This is a genomic window from Sanguibacter antarcticus (assembly GCF_002564005.1).
Lineage (GTDB): Bacteria > Actinomycetota > Actinomycetes > Actinomycetales > Cellulomonadaceae > Sanguibacter > Sanguibacter antarcticus.
Genome location: NZ_PDJG01000001.1, coordinates 2,780,970 through 2,799,029, shown reverse-complemented (window position 1 = coordinate 2,799,029; position 18,060 = coordinate 2,780,970). Strand labels below are relative to the sequence as shown.

19 protein-coding genes and 2 pseudogenes are annotated in these 18,060 nt (G+C 67.6%); 12 read left to right on the top strand and 9 right to left on the bottom strand.

Going from position 1 to position 18,060, the window contains the following annotated elements; genetic code table 11:
- The first annotated feature begins 27 nt into the window (after window positions 1-27).
- The 6 genes from ATL42_RS12675 to ATL42_RS12650 all read left to right on the top strand — a co-directional run bounded on the left by ATL42_RS12675 (window position 28) and on the right by ATL42_RS12650 (window position 5,900).
- Window positions 28-702, top strand: coding sequence for an ABC transporter permease (locus ATL42_RS12675; RefSeq protein ID WP_098455662.1), 675 nt, complete (start codon window positions 28-30; stop codon window positions 700-702).
- The gene (locus ATL42_RS12670) at window positions 699-1,442 is read left to right on the top strand and encodes an ABC transporter permease (RefSeq protein ID WP_098456553.1); all 744 of its coding nucleotides are present in this window, start codon (window positions 699-701) and stop codon (window positions 1,440-1,442) included. Before ATL42_RS12675 ends, ATL42_RS12670 begins: the two co-directional genes overlap by 4 nt.
- Window positions 1,443-1,511: 69 nt before the next feature.
- Window positions 1,512-2,531 (top strand): glycine betaine ABC transporter substrate-binding protein, encoded by a 1,020-nt coding sequence (locus tag ATL42_RS12665; protein WP_098455661.1) that lies wholly within the window; start codon window positions 1,512-1,514, stop codon window positions 2,529-2,531.
- A 165-nt stretch (window positions 2,532-2,696) separates the two neighbouring features.
- Window positions 2,697-3,098 (top strand): YciI family protein, encoded by a 402-nt coding sequence (locus ATL42_RS12660; protein WP_098455660.1) that lies wholly within the window; start codon window positions 2,697-2,699, stop codon window positions 3,096-3,098.
- Between the two features lie 29 nt (window positions 3,099-3,127).
- Window positions 3,128-4,441 carry an RNA polymerase sigma factor gene (locus tag ATL42_RS12655; RefSeq protein WP_245862529.1) on the top strand — a complete coding sequence of 438 codons (1,314 nt, stop codon included), beginning with the start codon at window positions 3,128-3,130 and terminating at the stop codon, window positions 4,439-4,441.
- Window positions 4,442-4,688: 247 nt separating this feature from the next.
- Window positions 4,689-5,900 carry a hypothetical protein gene (locus ATL42_RS12650; RefSeq protein WP_098455659.1) on the top strand — a complete coding sequence of 404 codons (1,212 nt, stop codon included), beginning with the start codon at window positions 4,689-4,691 and terminating at the stop codon, window positions 5,898-5,900.
- Between the two features lie 85 nt (window positions 5,901-5,985).
- Here the strand turns inward: ATL42_RS12650 and ATL42_RS12645 are convergent, their stop codons facing one another.
- The 5 genes and pseudogenes from ATL42_RS12645 to ATL42_RS12625 all read right to left on the bottom strand — a co-directional run.
- Entirely contained in the window at window positions 5,986-6,486 is a 501-nt protein-coding gene (locus tag ATL42_RS12645) for a hypothetical protein (protein ID WP_143556762.1), read from the bottom strand.
- Window positions 6,487-6,572: 86 nt separating this feature from the next.
- Window positions 6,573-6,857 (bottom strand): helix-turn-helix transcriptional regulator, encoded by a 285-nt coding sequence (locus tag ATL42_RS12640; protein ID WP_245862778.1) that lies wholly within the window; start codon window positions 6,855-6,857, stop codon window positions 6,573-6,575.
- Window positions 6,858-7,003: 146 nt separating this feature from the next.
- A complete protein-coding gene (locus ATL42_RS12635) occupies window positions 7,004-7,714 on the bottom strand; it encodes a nucleotidyl transferase AbiEii/AbiGii toxin family protein (RefSeq protein WP_245862526.1) in 711 nt (236 codons plus the stop codon).
- A gap of 196 nt (window positions 7,715-7,910) precedes the next feature.
- Window positions 7,911-8,936 (bottom strand): type IV toxin-antitoxin system AbiEi family antitoxin domain-containing protein, encoded by a 1,026-nt coding sequence (locus tag ATL42_RS12630; protein WP_098455656.1) that lies wholly within the window; start codon window positions 8,934-8,936, stop codon window positions 7,911-7,913.
- Window positions 8,937-9,374: 438 nt separating this feature from the next.
- A pseudogene (locus tag ATL42_RS12625) lies at window positions 9,375-9,603 on the bottom strand (integrase core domain-containing protein); the annotation flags it as partial.
- Between the two features lie 38 nt (window positions 9,604-9,641).
- Here ATL42_RS12625 and ATL42_RS12620 point away from each other — a divergent pair.
- The 5 genes and pseudogenes from ATL42_RS12620 to ATL42_RS12605 form a co-directional block, all read left to right on the top strand.
- Window positions 9,642-9,821: pseudogene (locus ATL42_RS12620) on the top strand (IS30 family transposase); the annotation flags it as partial.
- A gap of 216 nt (window positions 9,822-10,037) precedes the next feature.
- Window positions 10,038-10,511, top strand: coding sequence for a hypothetical protein (locus ATL42_RS16250; RefSeq protein ID WP_143556761.1), 474 nt, complete (start codon window positions 10,038-10,040; stop codon window positions 10,509-10,511).
- A gap of 281 nt (window positions 10,512-10,792) precedes the next feature.
- A complete protein-coding gene (locus tag ATL42_RS16860) occupies window positions 10,793-11,800 on the top strand; it encodes a peptidoglycan-binding domain-containing protein (protein ID WP_098455654.1) in 1,008 nt (335 codons plus the stop codon).
- A complete protein-coding gene (locus tag ATL42_RS12610; protein WP_098455653.1) occupies window positions 11,788-12,420 on the top strand; it encodes an ABC transporter ATP-binding protein in 633 nt (210 codons plus the stop codon). The genes ATL42_RS16860 and ATL42_RS12610 overlap by 13 nt, the downstream gene beginning before the upstream one ends.
- Window positions 12,417-13,541 carry a hypothetical protein gene (locus tag ATL42_RS12605; protein WP_098455652.1) on the top strand — a complete coding sequence of 375 codons (1,125 nt, stop codon included), beginning with the start codon at window positions 12,417-12,419 and terminating at the stop codon, window positions 13,539-13,541. The genes ATL42_RS12610 and ATL42_RS12605 overlap by 4 nt, the downstream gene beginning before the upstream one ends.
- Before the next feature lie 256 nt (window positions 13,542-13,797).
- Here ATL42_RS12605 and ATL42_RS16980 read toward each other — a convergent pair whose 3' ends face one another.
- Both ATL42_RS16980 and ATL42_RS12595 read right to left on the bottom strand, forming a co-directional pair.
- The gene (locus tag ATL42_RS16980) at window positions 13,798-14,235 is read right to left on the bottom strand and encodes a DUF2087 domain-containing protein (RefSeq protein WP_425443215.1); all 438 of its coding nucleotides are present in this window, start codon (window positions 14,233-14,235) and stop codon (window positions 13,798-13,800) included.
- A 393-nt stretch (window positions 14,236-14,628) separates the two neighbouring features.
- A complete protein-coding gene (locus ATL42_RS12595; RefSeq protein WP_098455650.1) occupies window positions 14,629-16,089 on the bottom strand; it encodes an MATE family efflux transporter in 1,461 nt (486 codons plus the stop codon).
- Between the two features lie 196 nt (window positions 16,090-16,285).
- Here ATL42_RS12595 and ATL42_RS12590 point away from each other — a divergent pair, with 196 nt between their 5' ends.
- Window positions 16,286-16,705 carry a hypothetical protein gene (locus ATL42_RS12590; protein WP_098455649.1) on the top strand — a complete coding sequence of 140 codons (420 nt, stop codon included), beginning with the start codon at window positions 16,286-16,288 and terminating at the stop codon, window positions 16,703-16,705.
- A gap of 40 nt (window positions 16,706-16,745) precedes the next feature.
- Here the strand turns inward: ATL42_RS12590 and ATL42_RS16745 are convergent, their stop codons facing one another.
- Window positions 16,746-17,114 (bottom strand): GntR family transcriptional regulator, encoded by a 369-nt coding sequence (locus ATL42_RS16745; RefSeq protein ID WP_245862522.1) that lies wholly within the window; start codon window positions 17,112-17,114, stop codon window positions 16,746-16,748.
- Entirely contained in the window at window positions 17,111-18,025 is a 915-nt protein-coding gene (locus ATL42_RS16740; RefSeq protein WP_245862519.1) for a hypothetical protein, read from the bottom strand. The genes ATL42_RS16745 and ATL42_RS16740 overlap by 4 nt, the downstream gene beginning before the upstream one ends.
- Window positions 18,026-18,060 lie beyond the last annotated feature (35 nt).

Below are 18,060 nucleotides of genomic sequence, written 5' to 3'. Positions count from 1 at the left end.
GCTGGCGCTCGCACAGGTAGCCTCGCTGTGGTGACTTCCGACGCGCCTGCCAACCCGTGGTTGTCCTGGTCGTACGTCCAGGACAACGCACCGGAGATCCTCCGGTATCTCGGCCAGCACACGTCGCTCTCGGCGCAGGCTGTAGTCATCGCGCTGCTCGTCGCGGTGCCGCTGGCGGCGCTCGCGCACACGTGGCCGCGGCTGTCCGGCCTCGTCCTCGGCACGACGGGCGTGCTCTACACGATCCCGTCGCTCGCGCTCTTCGCGGTCGTCTACCCGTTCTTGCGCGACCGCCGCACGACGGTCCTCGTCGGCCTGGTCCTCTACGCGCTCCTGCTCGTGGTGCGCAACACGCTCGTGGGGCTGCGCGGGGTGGATCCGGACGTCCGTGACGCTGCCCGGGGGCTCGGCTACGGTCGGTGGCGGCTGCTCCTCACGGTCGAGCTGCCGAACGCCCTGCCGAGCGTCATCACCGGTGTGCGGCTCGCGTCGGTGAGCACGGTGGCGCTCATGACGGTCGGTGTCGTCATCGGGTACGGCGGCCTCGGCCAGCTCATGTTCCGGGGCTTCGCCAGCGGGTACCGCGCGCAGATCATGACCGCGACGATCCTCTGTCTTCTCCTCGGCCTCGCGTTCGACCTCGTCGTCTCGCTGGTCGGACGCCTCGTGACCCCGTGGGCGCGGACCAAGGCGGCACGGTGAACGACCTGCGCAGCGCGTTCCTGTGGCTCAACGACCCGCTCAACTGGACGGGGCCCTCGGGTGTCTTCTCTCTCGCGGGGGAGCACCTCGCGATGACGGTCGTCGCTGTGCTGCTCGCGACGCTCGTCGCTCTGCCGCTCGGCGTGCTCCTCGGGCACGGGGCGCACGCACCGGGAACCACGCACTCGGGCCGGGCACGGCGCAGCGCAGGGCCCGGTGCGGGCGCGACGACCGTGGTGATCGCCAACGTGTCCCGTGCGCTGCCGACCTTCGCGCTCCTGACGATCTTTGCCACGACAGGGCTCGGTTTCGGCAACCGCCCGACCGTGCTCGCTGCGGCGATCTTCGCGCTCCCGGTCATCCTCGCCAACGCGTACGCGGGTATCGTCGAGGTCGACGCGGACGTCCGGGACGCCGCCCGCGGCATGGGCCTCTCGGGGCGGCGCGTGCTGCTCGGTGTCGAGCTCCCGCTGGCGATGCCGCTCATCGCGACCGGCCTGCGCAGCGCGACCGTGCAGGTCGTCGCGACGATCCCGCTCGCGGCGCTCGTGGGCGGCGGCGGGCTGGGACGCATCGTCGTCGAGGGCTTCGGCACACAACGCTATGGGCAGGTCATCGCCGGGGGATTTCTCGTCGCCGTCCTGTGCCTGCTCGTCGAAGGTGTTCTTGCCGCTGGCCAGCGGCTCGTGACGCCTCCCCAGATGCGTGTCACGGCCGCAGCGCGCCGCGAGTCCACCTGACCGGTTGCCTCGCGCCGCTCGGCGGGATCAAATGGTCGAGGAAACGTCCCACCCTCTGAGGAGAGCACGATGCACAGGTCTACCTTCACGTCCGCACCGACGGCGAGGCTCGCCGCGGCGATGGGCGTCGTCGTCCTCCTGGCGGCGTGCGGCTCGCCAGGTTCCTCCGACAGCGGGTCCGGGACCGCGACGTCGACCACCGCGTCCGACCTCGCCGTGTGCGAGGCCGTGCCCGGAGACGCGCTCGTCGCGCTCGTCGACGACCAGAACCTGCAGAACCCTGACAACATCGTGCCGGCCGTCAACGGGGCTGCTGCCGCTGACGACCCGGAGCTCGTCACGCTCCTCAACACGGTGTCCGCGGTGCTCGACACCGACGGCCTCGTCGCGCTGAACAAGGCGGTCGACATCGACCGGCAGACGTCCGCGCAGGCCGCGCAGGCCTTCGTCGAGGAGCAGGGACTCGCTGCGACCGAGCAGGTCGGCGAGGGACGCTCGGTGGTCGTCGGCTCGCCGAACTTCTCCGAGGGCGCGACGCTCGCGAACCTCTACGCCGAGGTGCTCAACTCTGCCGGGTACGACGCCTCGACGCAGGACGTCGGCAACCGCGAGCTCTACCTCACGGACCTCGAGTCCGGGTCCGTCACCGTGCTGCCGGAGTACGTGAGCACGCTCACCGAGTTCCTCAACGTCAAGGTGAACGGCGAGGGCGCGGAGTCCGTGGCCACCCCTGACCTCGACGCCACGATGACGGAGCTGACGACCCTCGCCGAGGGCGTGGGCCTCGTCGTCGGCGAGCCGGCGGACGCGCAGGACCAGAACGCCTTCGCGGTGACGGAAGCGTTCGCGACCGAGCACGACCTCACGACCCTCACGGACCTTGCCGAGAACTGCGGCGGGATCGTCCTCGGCGGACCGCCGGAGTGCCCCGAGCGCCCGTTCTGCCAGCTGGGCCTCCAGGACACCTACGGTCTCGACGTCGCGGAGTTCACGTCCCTCGACGCGGGCGGCCCGCTGACGAAGGAAGCGCTCAAGAGCGGGACGATCACGCTCGGTCTGATCTTCTCCTCGGACGCAGTGCTCGGATAGCTCGGATAGCACGGACGCACACGACTGCACCGGCCGTCGTCCCTCGCGGGGCGACGGCCGGTGCTGTCTCTTCAGGGACACGAGATCTCGGGACGTGTCCTCCTGGCGGCATCCCGGACGTCGTGCTGGTGTACCGACCAACACGAAGGAGTCATCGTGGAATACATGCTCTTCATCTGCACGGATCCGTCAGCACCGGCGTACGTCGCCGCTGAGGACAACATCGGGGAGTGGGTAGCCGAGACGAGAGCCCGGGGCGTCGCCCGCCACGGCAACAGGCTGCGCCCTGTGGAGGACGCGACCACCGTCACGGTCCGTGCCGGCGAGGTGGTGGTCTCTGACGGACCGTTCGCCGAGACGAAAGAATGGATCGCGGGCTACGACATCCTCGACTGCACCGATCTCGACGAGGCCATCGAGATGGCGTCGAAGCACCCCATGGCGCGCTTCGGCAAGATCGAGATCAGACCGGTGTGGCCGTTCGACGAGCCGGTGACCGGCGAGCAGGCGACCGGCGAGCAGGCGACCGACGAGCAGGCGACCGACGAGCAGGCGACCGGCGAGTAGGCGATCGGCCGACATCCGGGGAGGGGGTCGTGGTGACGGAGCCGATGACGCAGGTGCAGGCTGCCGTCGCGACGGCCTCCGCAACGGAGACCGCGCGCATCATGGCCACCCTCATCCGGGTCACGGGCGACTGGAGCCTTGCGGAGGACTGCGTCCAGGACGCGTTCGCGCGGGCTCTGGTCGTCTGGCCGGTCCGGGGCGTCCCTCGCAGCACCGGGGCCTGGCTGACCACCGTCGCGAAGAACCGGGCGATCGATCGTCTGCGCAGTGCTGCCCGCGAGACGAGGGCGGTGCGTCAGCTGGCAGCGCTCGTCGAGCTCGACGAGGCGCCGGACGAGCCCCGCACCGATCCTGCTGTGGACGACAGGCTGCGGCTCGTCTACACCTGTTGCCACCCGGCCCTCCCGCTCGAGGCCCAGGTGGCTCTGACGCTGCGCACGGTCGCTGGCCTCACCACCGGTGAGATCGCCCGCGCGTTCCTCGTCTCAGAAGCGACCATGTCGAAACGGCTCGTCCGGGCTCGTGCCAAGATCCGGAACGCAGGGATTCCCTACCGCGTGCCGCCGCCGGAGCTCATCTCGGAGCGCACTGCCGGCATCCTGTCCGTCCTCTATCTCCTGTTCAACGAAGGCTATTCGGCGACGGGGGCCAGCACGCTGGTCCGCGAACCCCTCGTCGAGGAAGCGATCCGCCTCGCCCGGCTGCTGAGCGCACTGCTCGACGGTTCTCCTGAGCAGCCGGAGGCCATCGGTCTCCTCGCGCTCATGGTGCTCCACGATGCGCGGCGAGGGGCGCGGACGGACGCCGCGGGGGACCTGGTGACGCTGGAAGACCAGGACCGCGGCTCGTGGGACGCAGCTGCGACAGCGGAAGGGATGGCACTCCTGGCGACCGCCGAGCGGCTGGCAGTCGCGTACCGCTCACAGCCCGGCAGCTACTGCGTCCAGGCTGCCATCGCCGCCTGCCACATGTCCGCCCCGGACGCGGGCAGCACGGACTTCGCCACGGTGGCCGCGCTCTATGGCCGCCTCGGACAGATCGCCCCGTCCCCGGTCGTCGAGCTCAACCGTGCTGTCGCCGTCGCGATGTCGCACGGACCAGAGGATGGCCTGGAGCTCATCGATCGGCTGGAGCGGGAACGGTCCCTCGACGGCTACCACCTGCTCCCTGCGGCGAAAGGTGACCTCTTGCGGCGCCTGGGCAGACGAACCGAGGCGCACCGCGAGTACTGGCGGGCCCGGGAGCTTGCACCGTCGGAGGTCGAGCGCCGGTTCCTCAGCAAGCGCATGGCCGAGACGGCCCCCGGGCCTGCACGACGCGACGAACCCGATCCGACCGGCTGACCAGGCCCGTGAGCCCTTCCGCCACGACGCCACCTCGACTACGGTCGGACCGTCATCACCGAGCCTCCACTCGACCCTGCACCCGGCACGCGTCACAGTGCCCGACGGTGCGCCCGCGCTGTCGGGCAGAGAACCCACCGATGTACTGGAGGATTCCCTTGTCCATGGACCTTTCTGATGTCTCTCGCGCTCGTCCGGCCCGTGTGCCTCTGCACGCCGTGGACGCGCAGCCCTGCGGGGTGCGGCGATGAGCGACAAGGTCTCGATAGGGCCTGCTGAGCGTGCGCGCCGGCAGGCGACGGCTGTCGCTGCGGTGGGCGCTGTGGTGCCGACGGTTCTCGCGGCGCAGGGGATGACGTTCCTCGCCATCGACGTGCTGGGTTTTCCTGTGCTGGCGGCGGTCGCGCTGGCGTCGTTCCTCGAGCTGGCGCTCGTGTCGTCGGCGTTGCTGGCGCGTGCTGCGGCGCTGGCGGGTCGTCCGGGTGGCGCTGACGCGGTCGCGGTGTGGGTGGTGTCGGGGACGTCGGGGCTGCTGGCGGGGGTCCACGAGCTCGTCGTGACGAGGGCGGACGGTTCCACGACGTGGTTGGTGGAGCCAGGGTCGGTGCTGGCGGCGGCGGTGCGGTTCGTCGCGCCGTTGGTGGCAGCGTGGTTGTGGGAGCGGGTGCTGCAGGCTGCTCGTGCCGAGCAGGCGGAGCGGACGCTGGTGGAGGTGCGTCGTGACCGGCGCCTGCTGGGGGTGGCGCGTGCAGCCTTGGTGGTGCGACGGCTGGAGGGCTCAGGTCTGTCGGCGACGGCGCGGGGGCGTCGTGCCCGGCGACGGCTGGACCGTGCGCACCTGCGGGCGTTGCGGGTGGCACCGCCGGTGGCGACGCTCGGTGCTGTGCTGGCCGCGGTCGGCGAGGTCGATCGTCTGCCGGACGCCACGCGGGTGGCGGGGCTGCCGGGATGTCCGGACCCGTCGCACGAGCCGGTCGTGCCGCGGCTCGAGCTGAGTGTCGGCGGTGGCAGGTCCCTGGTCGCGGCCGCGTCGGCGCCGCCGGCGTCGGTCACCACCCAGATCGACCGCTACGACACGACGGTCGAGGCGCCGGCGGTGACACCGGCTGACCTGGCTGGTGATGGCGGTGACGGCGGTGATGGCGGTGACGGCGTTGACATCGGTCACATCGATGCCGACGTCGTCGTCGATCGCGACGGCGACACAGCGGTCGATCGCCACGACGATCGTGCCGACGAGAGTTTCGCGGTCGTGGGTGTCGGTGGTTCTGAGGATCTGTCGGCAGACGTGCCCTCGATCCTCGACCTGGCGATCGAGATGGTGCGCGCCGACCCGTCGGTGTCTGGTGCGGTGCTGGCCGAGGAGCTCACGCGCCGTGGCAGGCCGATGGGTGTCCGGTCCGGTCAACGCTGGCGGGCGCGTGCCCTCGACGCTCTGGTCTTGGCTGACGTCCGATAGGTCGTTCTGTCGCGGTCCTCGACCCTGCTTGGGCGCTTCCTGGCTATGGCGCGGGGCGGGTGGTCGGGCTGAGACCGAGGACGACCTAGGACCTGCTGTGGACGGTTCCGCGTGTTGAGGCGACCTGGACGACTCTGACGACGAAGGCGATCCAGAAGGTGACGAAGGCGCCGAGGCCCACCCAGAACGATGGCCCGTACCACCCCATGACGGCAGGAGGAGGCTGGCCCGCGTCGGCAGCGTCGAATCCCACGCCCCAGAGCCACCAGAAAAGGACTGTGCACGCCAGCCACAGGACCGCTGCGCTCAGCATCACGACGCGGCCCGCCCGAGATGGACCGTGACGCGTCACCAGGAGCGCCACGAGGAGCGCGGCGGGGACGACGAGCGGGGCGAGAACTCCGCCGACCATGAAGAGGACGGGCAGCGAGGCTAGAACGCCAGCCCAGGCGAACGCCGCCCTGCGTCCGCCTTCCGCGCCGGACAAGGCCCGTTCCCAGGACTGCACTCGCAGGCGCCATGCGACGCGACGTGCACCCCGAGCCACCTCTGCTGGGGACAGACCGAGCTCTATCGCGCCATCCATGTCGCCGCGCCACTCCCTGGCGTACCGATCACGATCCCTCGACGGCGTTGTCCTGATCGCCCGGCTCAAGCGACGTGCGGCCCGGCTCACGCCACCACCACCCGCAGCGCTGGCCGACTGCTGCGAGCTGGTTGCCTGGCGGCGCACACGCCGCTGGCCCAGTCGCAGCCAGCTGGCGTCAGCGCATAGAAGCGGCGACGGGGCCCAGGCCGATCATTGGCAGGCTCCCAGTCCGACGTCACGACGGAGGCCTGCTCAAGGCGAACCAGCAGCGGATAGACGGTCCCGGTGGGACGTCCGGTCGCGGCGGAGATGCTGAGACCCCAGACAGCCTCACCAGCACCGAGCAGACAACCCAGGACATCGACCATCGCCGGCGTCCGACGCAACGAACGACTCATATCCCTAACTCTACATATCTAGGTCGGCGGTGCGCTCGGCGGTGCTCTGGTCGGCCCGATCTCGGGGGCCATCGAGCAACTCCCGGGGTAGCACTGCGATGTCGGAGCTCACTGGGCTACTGCCAGACGTGGTCGCCCGCAGACCAGAGGCGACTCGTCGCGTCCCCGTCGAGCACTGGGCCTAGAAACGCGCCGATATGGGCAACGGCGGCTTCGAACGACGTGGCGTGGGCACACGCTGGCACCTTCTTCGCCAGTGGCGTGTACAGCCGCTCCCACGATTGCGGCGGCGCAAACACTGGGACGCCGGGCAGGCCACGGTGCATCCACTCACCCCGGATGGCAGCGATCAGAGCTGAACCGTCAATGTCCTGAGCGCTAGCGAGCACCACGAGGTCTACAAGGTCACGCACCCGACTGGACGGTTGGTCACCGGCGGCGCCGTACGTCGACTGTGTGGCGCACAGCTTGTCAGCGATGTGATCGACTACCGAGTACAGGCGCATCGTGGGCGCATTGATCCCGCGCAGATCTAGCACTGGGTCGGTGAGTAGCTCGGGGGCACCGGTCATCAGGGATCCAGTGACCAGGTCGACTCCGAAAGAGCCCTTCTGCGCTGTGCCGCAGTAAGCGTCGATGTTCACTCGGCACCCGTTCACGCCGGGCTGATTTTCGCCTCCGAGGGTGCGATCGACCTTCGTGACTACAAACCGAAAGTGGTCACTGAGATCAAGAGCGGTGGATGTGCGGAGTGCGTCCACCGCGGCATCGAGATTGCTGAGCTGTCCCAGCAGGTCAACATCTTTGGTGGTTCTGGCGTCGTGCACGCGAGCGAGAATCGCGGTACCCCCTTGAGCACCCACGGTGCAGCCGGGTCGTGGAAGACACGAGCGAGGAACCGTCCGAACACGAAACGTCGCATCAGCGCGGCCGAATCCACTCCGGTCTCCTTCGCGGTCGCCTTCGCGCGCGACGTCACTGCCGCCCATACTGCGACGCCGGAGCGATACTCGCCGGCGCTTGTCACTCGTCGCCCTCAGGCTCATCGCTGTGCATGACAGCAGCAACTGCTTGAGCCGTCGATCGAGTGCCAACGTCGGAAGCAGCATGCTGCGCGACCGTCACTGACGGTTCCCACGCTGCTGTGGCAACGCGGAACCCAGCTGTGTTCATGGACGCGAACTGTGGAAGCGCCACCGACATCGCCATCTGCGCCTGGATCGTCTTGAAGCCCTCGAGGACGCCCGCGAGGGAATTCGTTGACGTCTTGTCCTGGCCCAGCATGCCTGGCATGAGAGTGCTGAGGGCATCGCTGATGGCCGTGATGGCGCTAGCCGCGCCCGCGTAGTGGCCAGCTGCGACGAGCTCTCTGCCGGCGCCGCTGTTGGCGAGGTCACGAACGAGGGCTGTGGGGCTAAGTCCCACGAGGTCCAGAAGGTGCTCGACGAGCGCAGGTCCGTCCGCTTGCCCGTACCGGCGCGCGGACGGCTCGAGGTGAACGGCGAGGTCGGTCACGTTGATCACTCCACGGCGTACACCTTGGCCGATGATCTGCGCGATGTGCTCAGGGTCGTGGCCATCACACAGAAGGTCAGCGACAGTGCGCTCCACGGTGGTGGTAGGGAGCCCGTCAACGAACGTGACATCACTGTCGGTCAGGGTAAGGCGATGCAGGCGGATGCCGCGCCGTGTCTGCTTTCGGTGGGGAAGGGTGATCTCCGGTCGGTCGTCGAGCAGGTCACCGAGTCGGTGCAGCCCTGCCGCAGAGGTGTGCGAGACGACACCGCTGGCGATCGGGTCAGCCAGTCGCTCTTCGGCGGTGTGACTGGGGTCGAGCGCAAGCCATGCGGCACGTAGCGTGCGGTGCTCGATCGGTGAAGACGTGGTCGCGTACACGCCGCGGTCGACGCGTTCGAGGATATCCGCGCCAGCAAGGCGAGTCAGGTGCAGTCGAGTCACCCCTTCGCGCTCTGCTTGCGCGGTGGTGAGCAGCCCCCATTGCCCAGCGGCAAGCTGAGAGACCTTCGCTAGCACAAGGGTGGTCGTCATGCGTTGATTGTATCAACTGGGCGATACGAGAGTAGTGCTCGCTGATGCGGTCGGCGTAGGGGTGCTCTACTTTCGTATCTCCTGATCGATACATCCGTAGCGCTAGAGACCCGCATGGCGGGAGCGGGGCAAGGCCTACTGACGCGTTCGGTAGCGGGTGGAACGGTGTCCAGCAGCAAACGACCAGCAGCTCCGCACGATGCGCAGCGGTGCTGAGCCGGGGTGCCCTCAGGCGTCGGCCTTGTGGATGGAGCGCGCCATCCACAAGATGGCGTCGGCGCCCCACGGCTTGTGGGGTGCCCTGGAAGGATGAACCCACGAGCGAGATGAGTGTGCCGGCGGTAGTCCCCGAGGAGGCCTTCCAACGGCTCGATGGTGAGACGATCCGCGGGGTGAAGGAGCACTGATGGAACTCAGTCGCGCCTGGCTGTTCTGTGTCACGACGTTGGTGACACGTGCAGAGAGGCGTGAGTCTGGGGGTTGGTTCCCGGTTGCAGTGTGGGGTCGATGGAAGTTGTAGTGGATGTTCCAGATGGTGATCGCTGCGGTGCGTTGAGCTTCGGAGGTCCATTCGCGGGCGCAGAGGAGTTCTTCGGCGACGGTGCGGTTGTAGCGCTCGACCTTGCCGTTGTGCTTGGGGGTGGGGCCGGATGCGCTGGTGCTTGGCGGCGGACGCCAGGATGGTGCGGTGTGAGTTGGTGGCCCACCAACGAGAGGACCGACGAACTGATCCGTGAGTACCTACCCAAGGGAACTCAGATCACCGACCACCAGCCTTACCTGACCGCCATCGCTGACGAGGTCAACGAACGACAGTGCGCCGTCCTGGGCTTCCTGGATCCACGTGAATCCTCCGAGAAAATCCTCGGTGATTCGACGCCTTGACACCGCCCAACTGGCACGGCTGTAGTGGAACCGGTTACACTCAACGGACACCTGAAATTTCTGTTGACATTCGTTTCGAAACGGGGGCGTGGTGGCGTGAGAAGAATACGCTGCTCGGGAGCAATCCTAGTCCTGTCCCTATGTGTAGCGGCCTGCTCAGAGAGTTCGGAAAATAGCGTAAATGCGAGGACCTGGGACGACAAGGTAGCCGGGACCGTGTCTGCCGCAGAACAAGCAAACGCGTCCGAAGAGCAGTTAGAAGTGCTCCGAAGCGAGACTGTCTCGTTCTCAGACTACGAGAAGGCAGTCTTGAAGACAGTTGAATGCCTGCGTTCCGCGGGTATAGAAGTAGTAAACGATCAGGTTTCTAACACTAGAGGGTTCCCCGAAATACAGTATAGCTACGGCGCTGGGTCCGCCGGCCGCACCGAAGCGGAGACGGATGCAATATCCAAGGAGTGCATCCTGACCCACTCCATGTTCGTGGAATCCCTCTACCAGGAGACCCCCGTTGTCCAAGAGGCGGTCGATGCAAATTTCGAACCGTATCGAGAAGCGGTGTGGGAATGCCTGGATGGCAATTCGGTCGATGTCGAACGCGATGCATCGAGGGTTGAATATGAGATAAAATCGACCGATCTCATGGTCGAGGGTGGGGTAAATTGCCTCGTTGAAGCTGGGTACACGTAAAGCAAAGCAGAAGGTATGAGCAAGGTGTGCTCACGTCGATTCGTCCTGCTCGGGCCGACCGCATTGTTCATGGCATCCGGAGTGCTTGTCGCTCCTGCGCCTGCGCCTGCTGCTGCTGGATGCAGTACGTTCGCGATTGTGAGCGCGGACCATGCAACCGTATGTGAGGCCGGGAGCAGCCAGTGTTCCTGCATGGCGGTGCGTCACCGGTGCAATCCTGTCTGGAGTGCCAACAACTACTGAGTATTTCTTGTGGAGGGTGATGCGTGGAGCGTCAAAAGATGGACGGTCTGGTCGGTGCCGTCGCTGTGTCCGGGGTGCTGGCCCTGTGTGCGAGCGGGATCGTCGTCGTCGAGCGCACCTCCTCGAGCCCGCTCGCGTCGGACGCCGCCCCCGAGGCCGTGGTCGTGCCGGTCGAGAGCAGTGAGCAGGTGGAGCGTCTCGTCGCCGGGTTGACTGTCGTGTCGACGCAGGGGCTCGTTGCTCGGGCAGAGACCGGTGGTGTCCTGACGTCGGTGGATGTGAAGCCGGGTGACGTCGTCGAGACGGGGGAGACCGTCGCGACGGTCGCAGACGTGCCGCTCGTCGCCATGGTGGCCGCTGCACCGCTGCACCGTGACCTCGCGCCGGGGGATGCCGGGCCGGACGTCGCGCGCCTCCAGGAGTTCCTCCTGTCTACCGGGACCTTCGACGGCCCGGTCGACGGGCAGGCGGGGCCTTCCGTGGTGGAGGCGGTCAGGGCGTGGAACGAGGCGCACGGCAGGTCCGGCACGACGTTCGCCCGGGCGTCGGTGGTGTGGGTGGGGCCCCGGTCGCTCGTCGTGGACAGCATCGAGGCCCAGGCGGGCGAGACGATCATTCCCGGGGCGCCGCTGGTCTCGGCTGCTGCCGAACCTGCGTCGGTGCTCGTCGACATGCCTGCCCTCCCGGACGGGACCCTTGGTGCGTTCGAGCTCCGTGCCGGGTCGGTGGTCATTCCGTACGACCCGGCGACGGGTGCGGTTACCGACCCTGAGCACGTCGCCGACCTGGTCCAGCAGATCGGTCCCGAGGTGGGGGCCGGCCAGGTGGTGCAGCTCGAGGGGACCGAGGTCCTCACCGTCCCCGCCACCGCGGTCGTCACCGACGCCGAGGGGCGCACCTGCGTCTATCCCGATGCCACGGCGGACCCCGTAGCCGTCGAGCCGATCGGTGGGCGTTCCGGCACGGTGGACCTTCCCCTCGACACCGCGGCCACCACGGTCCTGGCCAACCCCGGCGAGATCCGCCGCCTCACGTGCGCCTCATAGCCGAGGCGCTCACCCGCGTCTATGGAGACCGTCGGGTCCTCGACGGCGTGGACCTCGAGCTGCGACCAGGGCAGAGCGTCGCGATCACCGGCCCGTCGGGATCCGGCAAGACGACCCTGCTAGGGCTGTGCGGCGGTCTTGTGCGACCCACGGGCGGGACGGTCACGGTCGAGGATGACGACGGGCGACGGTCGCCCCCCGACGAGCACGTCGGGTACGTGCTGCAGACCGTGAACGTCCTGCCGCGGCGCACCGCCCTCGACAACGCCGCGCTCGGCGCCCTGCACGACGGCACCTCGTGGCCCGACGCGCTCGACCTCGCCCGCGAGGCGCTCCCACGCGTCGGGCTCGGCGGCCTCGAAGACCGCATCGCCCGCTCCCTCTCCGGTGGTGAGCTCCAACGCGTCGTCATCGCTCGGGCACTCGTGGGCCGCCACCCGTTCGTCCTCGCCGACGAACCCACCGGCCAGCTCGACCGCTCCACCTCGCGGGACGTCACCCGAACGCTGCTCGAGGCCTCCCGGGACAGCTGCCTCGTCGTGGTGACCCACGACGAGGAGGTCGCCCGCTCGTGCGAGATCGTCCTGCGCATCGACGACGGCCACCTGGTGCCCGCATGAAAGACTGGGACCGGCGCGTCGCCGTCGGCGAAGGCCTGCGCAGCGTCGCCTCGGGCGGCCTCGTCACGATCAGCATCGTGCTCGGTCTCATGCTCGCTCTCGCTGTCCCGGCAACCCTCGACGCAAGCGCCGTCGCCCGGATCGTCGACGACGAGACCAGGTGGCGGGCCGCCGGAGGGGACCTCCTCATCGCCACGCGCGACGAGGGATTCTCCGCCTCGCAGTGCGAGTCGCTCAACACCGTCGACGGCATCGACGCAGCGTTCGGCGCACGCAGGCTGCCCGGGACCTACGCGACCGTGGCCGCCCCGGACGCTGGAGTCGCCGTCGTCCTCGTGACCGGTGGCATCCACAGGTTCCTCGGTATCGACGGTGGCGGAGCCGTGGTGACCCCGGACGCCCGCGACGACACCGGTTCCGGTGACGTGCTGCAGCTTCTGCCCGCCAGCCCGGTGCTGCTCGGGAGCGGGCAGGCGCCGGGCGGAGCGGGAGGACGCGAGCAGGACCTCCCTCTGGCACCGCTGGAGATCGCCGCCGTCACACCGCTCGACGTCCTCGGCGACGAGTACGCCTACTCGATCGCTGTCCCGCAGGCCGCCGCCGGGACCGTCGAGCGCTGCTTCGTCCGGACGACCCCCGCGACCGCGGACGCCGTGCGCGCAGTCCTCCCGGCTCTGCTCACCCCGGACGACGACGGGACGCCCGTCGTCGTCCTCGACCGCCTCGTCTCAGGACAGTTCTCCCGAGACTTCTCCACGGAGCTCGACGAACGCACGACCGCGCTCGGCCCCTACCTCGGGGGTGCTGTCGCAGGACTCCTGTGGCTCCTCGTCTCGTGGTTCCGACGAGCAGAGGACAGCCTCTACACGACCCTCGGTGCCGAGCGCACCACCCTGATACTTCTCCGTGGGACCGAATGGGCGACGCTGTTGGCCGTCGCGCTCCTCGGCGCATGGTCCCTCTCCCTCGCAGGGCTCGCGCTCACCGACACAGCGACCAGAGCCTCCCTCCTCGTCGTCGCCCGCAGCCTGACCATCGGTACGTGCGTCGCCACCAGCCTCGCCGCCGCAGCCCAGCTCCTCCCACGCCAGGACACCCTCGCTACTCTCAAGGACCGCTGAAAAAGGAGATTCTCGGCTCATCGCAGATGAGGGTGTAGGAGCGGTCTAGATCAGCCGGTCTCGAGAAGGTGCCTGGCCACGTGCTCGGTGCGGTTGCAGAAGCCGAGGGCTGAGCCCCGTGCCCTCGGTGAGCACGTCGGCACGGATGTGCCATGTTCTGAGATGCCCGCCAAGCGTGCAGCACACCAACAGATCTCGCTCTCCCGATCGCGCCGGGCTCACGTCACCAGGACCACGGAGGAGAGGCATCGGTTCTTCATGCACGCCAGTACAAGGATCCATCCTTGGTCCGCTTGACGAACCCGAACTCGACCATCTCTCTACGCCGTCCTACGGGATCCAGAGCGTGTTCTGATAGTCGCTCCATCAGCTCCCGCTCGCTGATTCTCTCGCCGCGCTGAAGACATATGTCGGCTAGGTGCTCGATAGCCGATCGATGGTCCGACAACCTGCTCGGTGTGCGTTGAAGACGACCGTTCTCAAAGAAACGGGTCACCGACAGGCCGCTGTTCGGAGGCTGTGTCTCGAGAAGCTCGCGCAAAGAGTCCGAACCATCTACGACTAGTCCAGAATCCTCAACAATGAGGAGGCCGCATGCTTCCAGGCTTCGAACGGAACTTCGATCCCGTTTCGAGAGGTCTCGGTAGGTGATCGGATCTCCCGTGCTGTCTCTGTGAACCGCCTGAGCGTACATGGCCCGCTTCTCGCTATTTATCAAGAGAGCTATGACGCGCTGCCAACTCGCACTATCGCTCATCGTGATCCGCCTTCTCTCGGCCTTCTGCACCAAAACTCTTACAATAAATCGCTGACCCCAACACCACAACCAGAGCCCCAAGGATGCCCGAAAGGACAATGATGAACTGAGGATCCGTGTTTCCGTAAGGAGTTCCTAGAAAGTAGCCGATCGCGGTCATAGCGTTACCGAGGACCCCGACGTACGACCAAGCGCTTGCGCGCCTCTCTTCGCTCACTCTTCGATAGATGAGGTTTCGCAGTCCAACGTTGAGAGCATCATCTCCAAGCCCGCCGACAAGAAAATACCCTACCGCCCAACAATCGTCCGTGCGGTCCGCGACGAGCGCCATCATGGCCGGGGTGCGTCTGCCGTGTCGGTCGCGTCGTGCGCACCCCTGGGCCGGTCGGTGCTGTGCAGCAGGTTCTCCTCGTTCCTCACGGCGCGTCTGACGCGCCACAGGCAGAGGCCCGCCATAACTGCTTCGAAGGCAGAGAAGACCAACCACAGCGCGGGCAGCAGGTCGGCATCGTCGCGGTTGTTCACGACGATGATGACGAGGGCGGGCACGCACAGGCACCACATGACGCCGAGCCGTGCCAGGAACGCGAAGCGCGCGAGCCCGAGGCACTCCAGCACGGCCGAGCCGACCATCGAGAACATGAACGCGGCGGAGTACGTCCACAGCACGCGCGAGACGTCGATCGCGTGAGCCGTCGTCGCGGGGTCTGAGCCGTCCAGACCGAAGGGACCGAGAAGAAGTGTCGGGGTGACGATCTGGAAGAAGGCGACCACAGCCACGTACAGACCTGAGATCACGAGAGTGACCCGCATGATCCGCGGGATGTCTGTGTGGAGCCCGGCGCCGACCGCCGTGCCGCACAAGATGTTGCACCCCAGGCCGAGCCCGATGAGAGGGATCACCGCGGCGTAGTTCACGGCGAGGGCGACGTTGTTCGCGCCGAGCGCGACCGCACCCAGGCCTCCCGCGAGCCACACGAACGCCGTCTGGCCGAGCTCCTCCAGACTGAGCGAGCCGCCAGCGGGTGCACCCCGCCGCAGGCGCAGCAGCACGACCTGCACCGCCCGCTTCCCGCCCTGGCGCACGAGGCGCGCCAGCCCGGCGGCACAACTCTGGGGCAGCAGGACGACGTAGCCGACGAGCATCACCAGCACCGCGCTCAGCGTGCCGAGCGCGGAGCCTCGCATGCCCAGCTCCGGCAGCCCGAAGCGCCCGAACACGAGCCCGATCGTCATGATCACGCCGACTGCCTGGCCGATGATGCCGACCGTCATCGGTATCCGTGTGCGCTCCGTCCCGTTGAAGTAGGAGGAGAGCGCCATGGTGACGGTCATGACCGCGCCGAAGAGCGTGGACAGACCGAGATACTGCGACTCGAGCTCCTGGATGTGCGGAGGATGGCCGCCCAGGGTCGGCACCCACATGAGCAGCGGTGTCGACAGCACCAGCAGCAGCGCCAGGATCATTCCTAGGACGAGTCCGTTCGCGCCCTCGTCGATCGCCCCTCGCGCGTCGCCGCGACCGTGGGCCTGCGCCACGTAGGAGCGGGTGATCCCGACAACTCCTGTGGTGAGCACGATGACGGTGGTGGCGGTGAAGACGGCAGGGCCGGACGCCTGGAGGGTGTCCTCCGAGTACCGGGCGAGACAGATCCGATCGACCAGCAGAAAGATCAAGTTCCCGACCATCCCGAAGAGCAGCGGGACCGAGACGCGGAGAACGTGACGGGCCGTCTCGAGATCTATGAGGTGGGGCCGCTCCCTCGTCGGCGGCAGCCGGCGTTGTTTCATGCGCTCGCACCGGACGCGCGGAGCGGTCCCTCGACGGTCATGAGGACCGGCTCACGAACCGTCGCCCCAGCCTTCCTATCGACCATGTCGTCGACTCCCGTTCTTGCGTTGTTCACCTTGTGACCTGCGTATTCGCTGACGTCCGTCCCACTGCAAGATGCCTGGTACTGTCCGCGATGTGAGTGTATCGAGGGTTATGTCCCCCACAATTTCTGCCGTATTAGTTGCTACGATTTTGACTGGGTGTGCCAGTTCCAAGGGGCCGCCTGATCCGGAGCGTGACAACTCCACTCCCGACGCAGCGCTTGCTGCGATCTTCGCGGAGCTGCACGAGGGCGACGTCGAGGAGGCGTGCACCTACTTCGACGACGAGTTCGAGAAGACCTTCGACGAAGATGGTGACTGCGAAAAGGTCCTGTCACCTTTCGACGAGGAAGAGCGCGAGCTCATGGCCGATATCGAGATCGACGGTGACTTTGCCTACCATTACGACAATGGCACCGTGTTCATCCCTCTGACCGCGATATTCTGGCCGGACGGAGGGCGCCGCGGCGACGGAGGCCTGTTCGTCGAGCGAGACAACGGATGGTTCAGGACCTTCGACCCCAATCCGTGAGCCACGGTAGCGCCGATCTCGCCGGAGGGTCTCGTCTGGATCAGACCTCGGTGCCCGGCGGGGTCGGCCAGGTCGCGCGGAGGATGCGGACCGCCTCGTCGAGACTGGTGCCCGACTGGATGCTGGTCTCGACGAGGACGCGGGCTGCCTCGAGGACGGGGCGCGTGGTCGTCGACGCCGTCGGGCCGACGCGGGTCCCGCTCCCGATCCGGGAGACGAGCACACCCTCGATCTCGAGAGCGCGGTAGGCCCGGCCGACAGTGCCGGGGGCGACGCCGAGGTCCTTGGCGAGCTGACGGACCGAGGGGAGACGTTCGTCTGCCGCGAGCCGACCGGTCGAGACCAGTCCATGGATCTGGTCGTGGATCTGGTCCGCCGGCGGTGCGGACCCGGACAGCGTGATGATCACGAGCCGACCGTGACCGGTGCCCGCCGACGCCCTGGGACCCCTGACAGCGTGACGGCAGCCCAGAGAGCGACCCCCAGCGCGGTGCACAGCGTGGATGCGGCGATGAGTGCTGGCCCAAGGGCAGAGAACGTCGTCCAGAAGCTCACGGGCCCTTCGGACGTAGCGAACGTCGACCGGAGCGACGCTGTCCCGGCGAGCGACCCGCAGATGTCTCCCAGGAGGAGCAGCAGCACCCCTGTCGTGGCCGCGACGATGTTGCGGGTCCGTGCGGTCCGCACGCGGATGTCCGCCTGCCGGTCTTCGGCCAGGGCCGGCCGCGCGACGAACGACATGCCGACGGTCGCGACGACGAGGAGGACGCCGACCGAGACGATGGCCGGGACGGAGTAGAACCATCCGTAGATGTTGGTTCCCATCGTGTAGCCCCCGACGTCCACCTCATAGGACATGTAGCGCCCTGTCGACGAGTCCGGCTGAGAGGCCGCACCTGCCACGATCGTGACGAGGACGACGAGCGCGAGCAGTGCGCCGAGCGGGACGAACCACCATGGCCGCGCGAACGACACCAGCGACCGCCGGGTGAGCTCGGCCGTACAGCGTCCCCGACGCGCGTGGACAGGGAGCGCGAGGAGCGTCACGGCGAGGACGCCGGCGACCACCGGGACGGTGAATCTGTAGTCCAGGTACCACCAGCTCAGAGCGGACGGCACGTCGAACGGCATGAGGGGCGTGGCGGCCATGGCGCGGGTCGCGAGATCGCCCAGCAGGACGATCAGCCCTGCGGTGAGCGTGAGCCGGCTGGCTGGTCCGGCAGGCAACGCTGACGCACGCCCCCGCGTCAGTCGCCACACCGACGCGAGCACGATGCCCGCACCGAAGGACCCGAACACCAACAGATACACCTGCGTCATGAGCTACCCCGTCTCGTTCGCCTGTACCTCCCAGA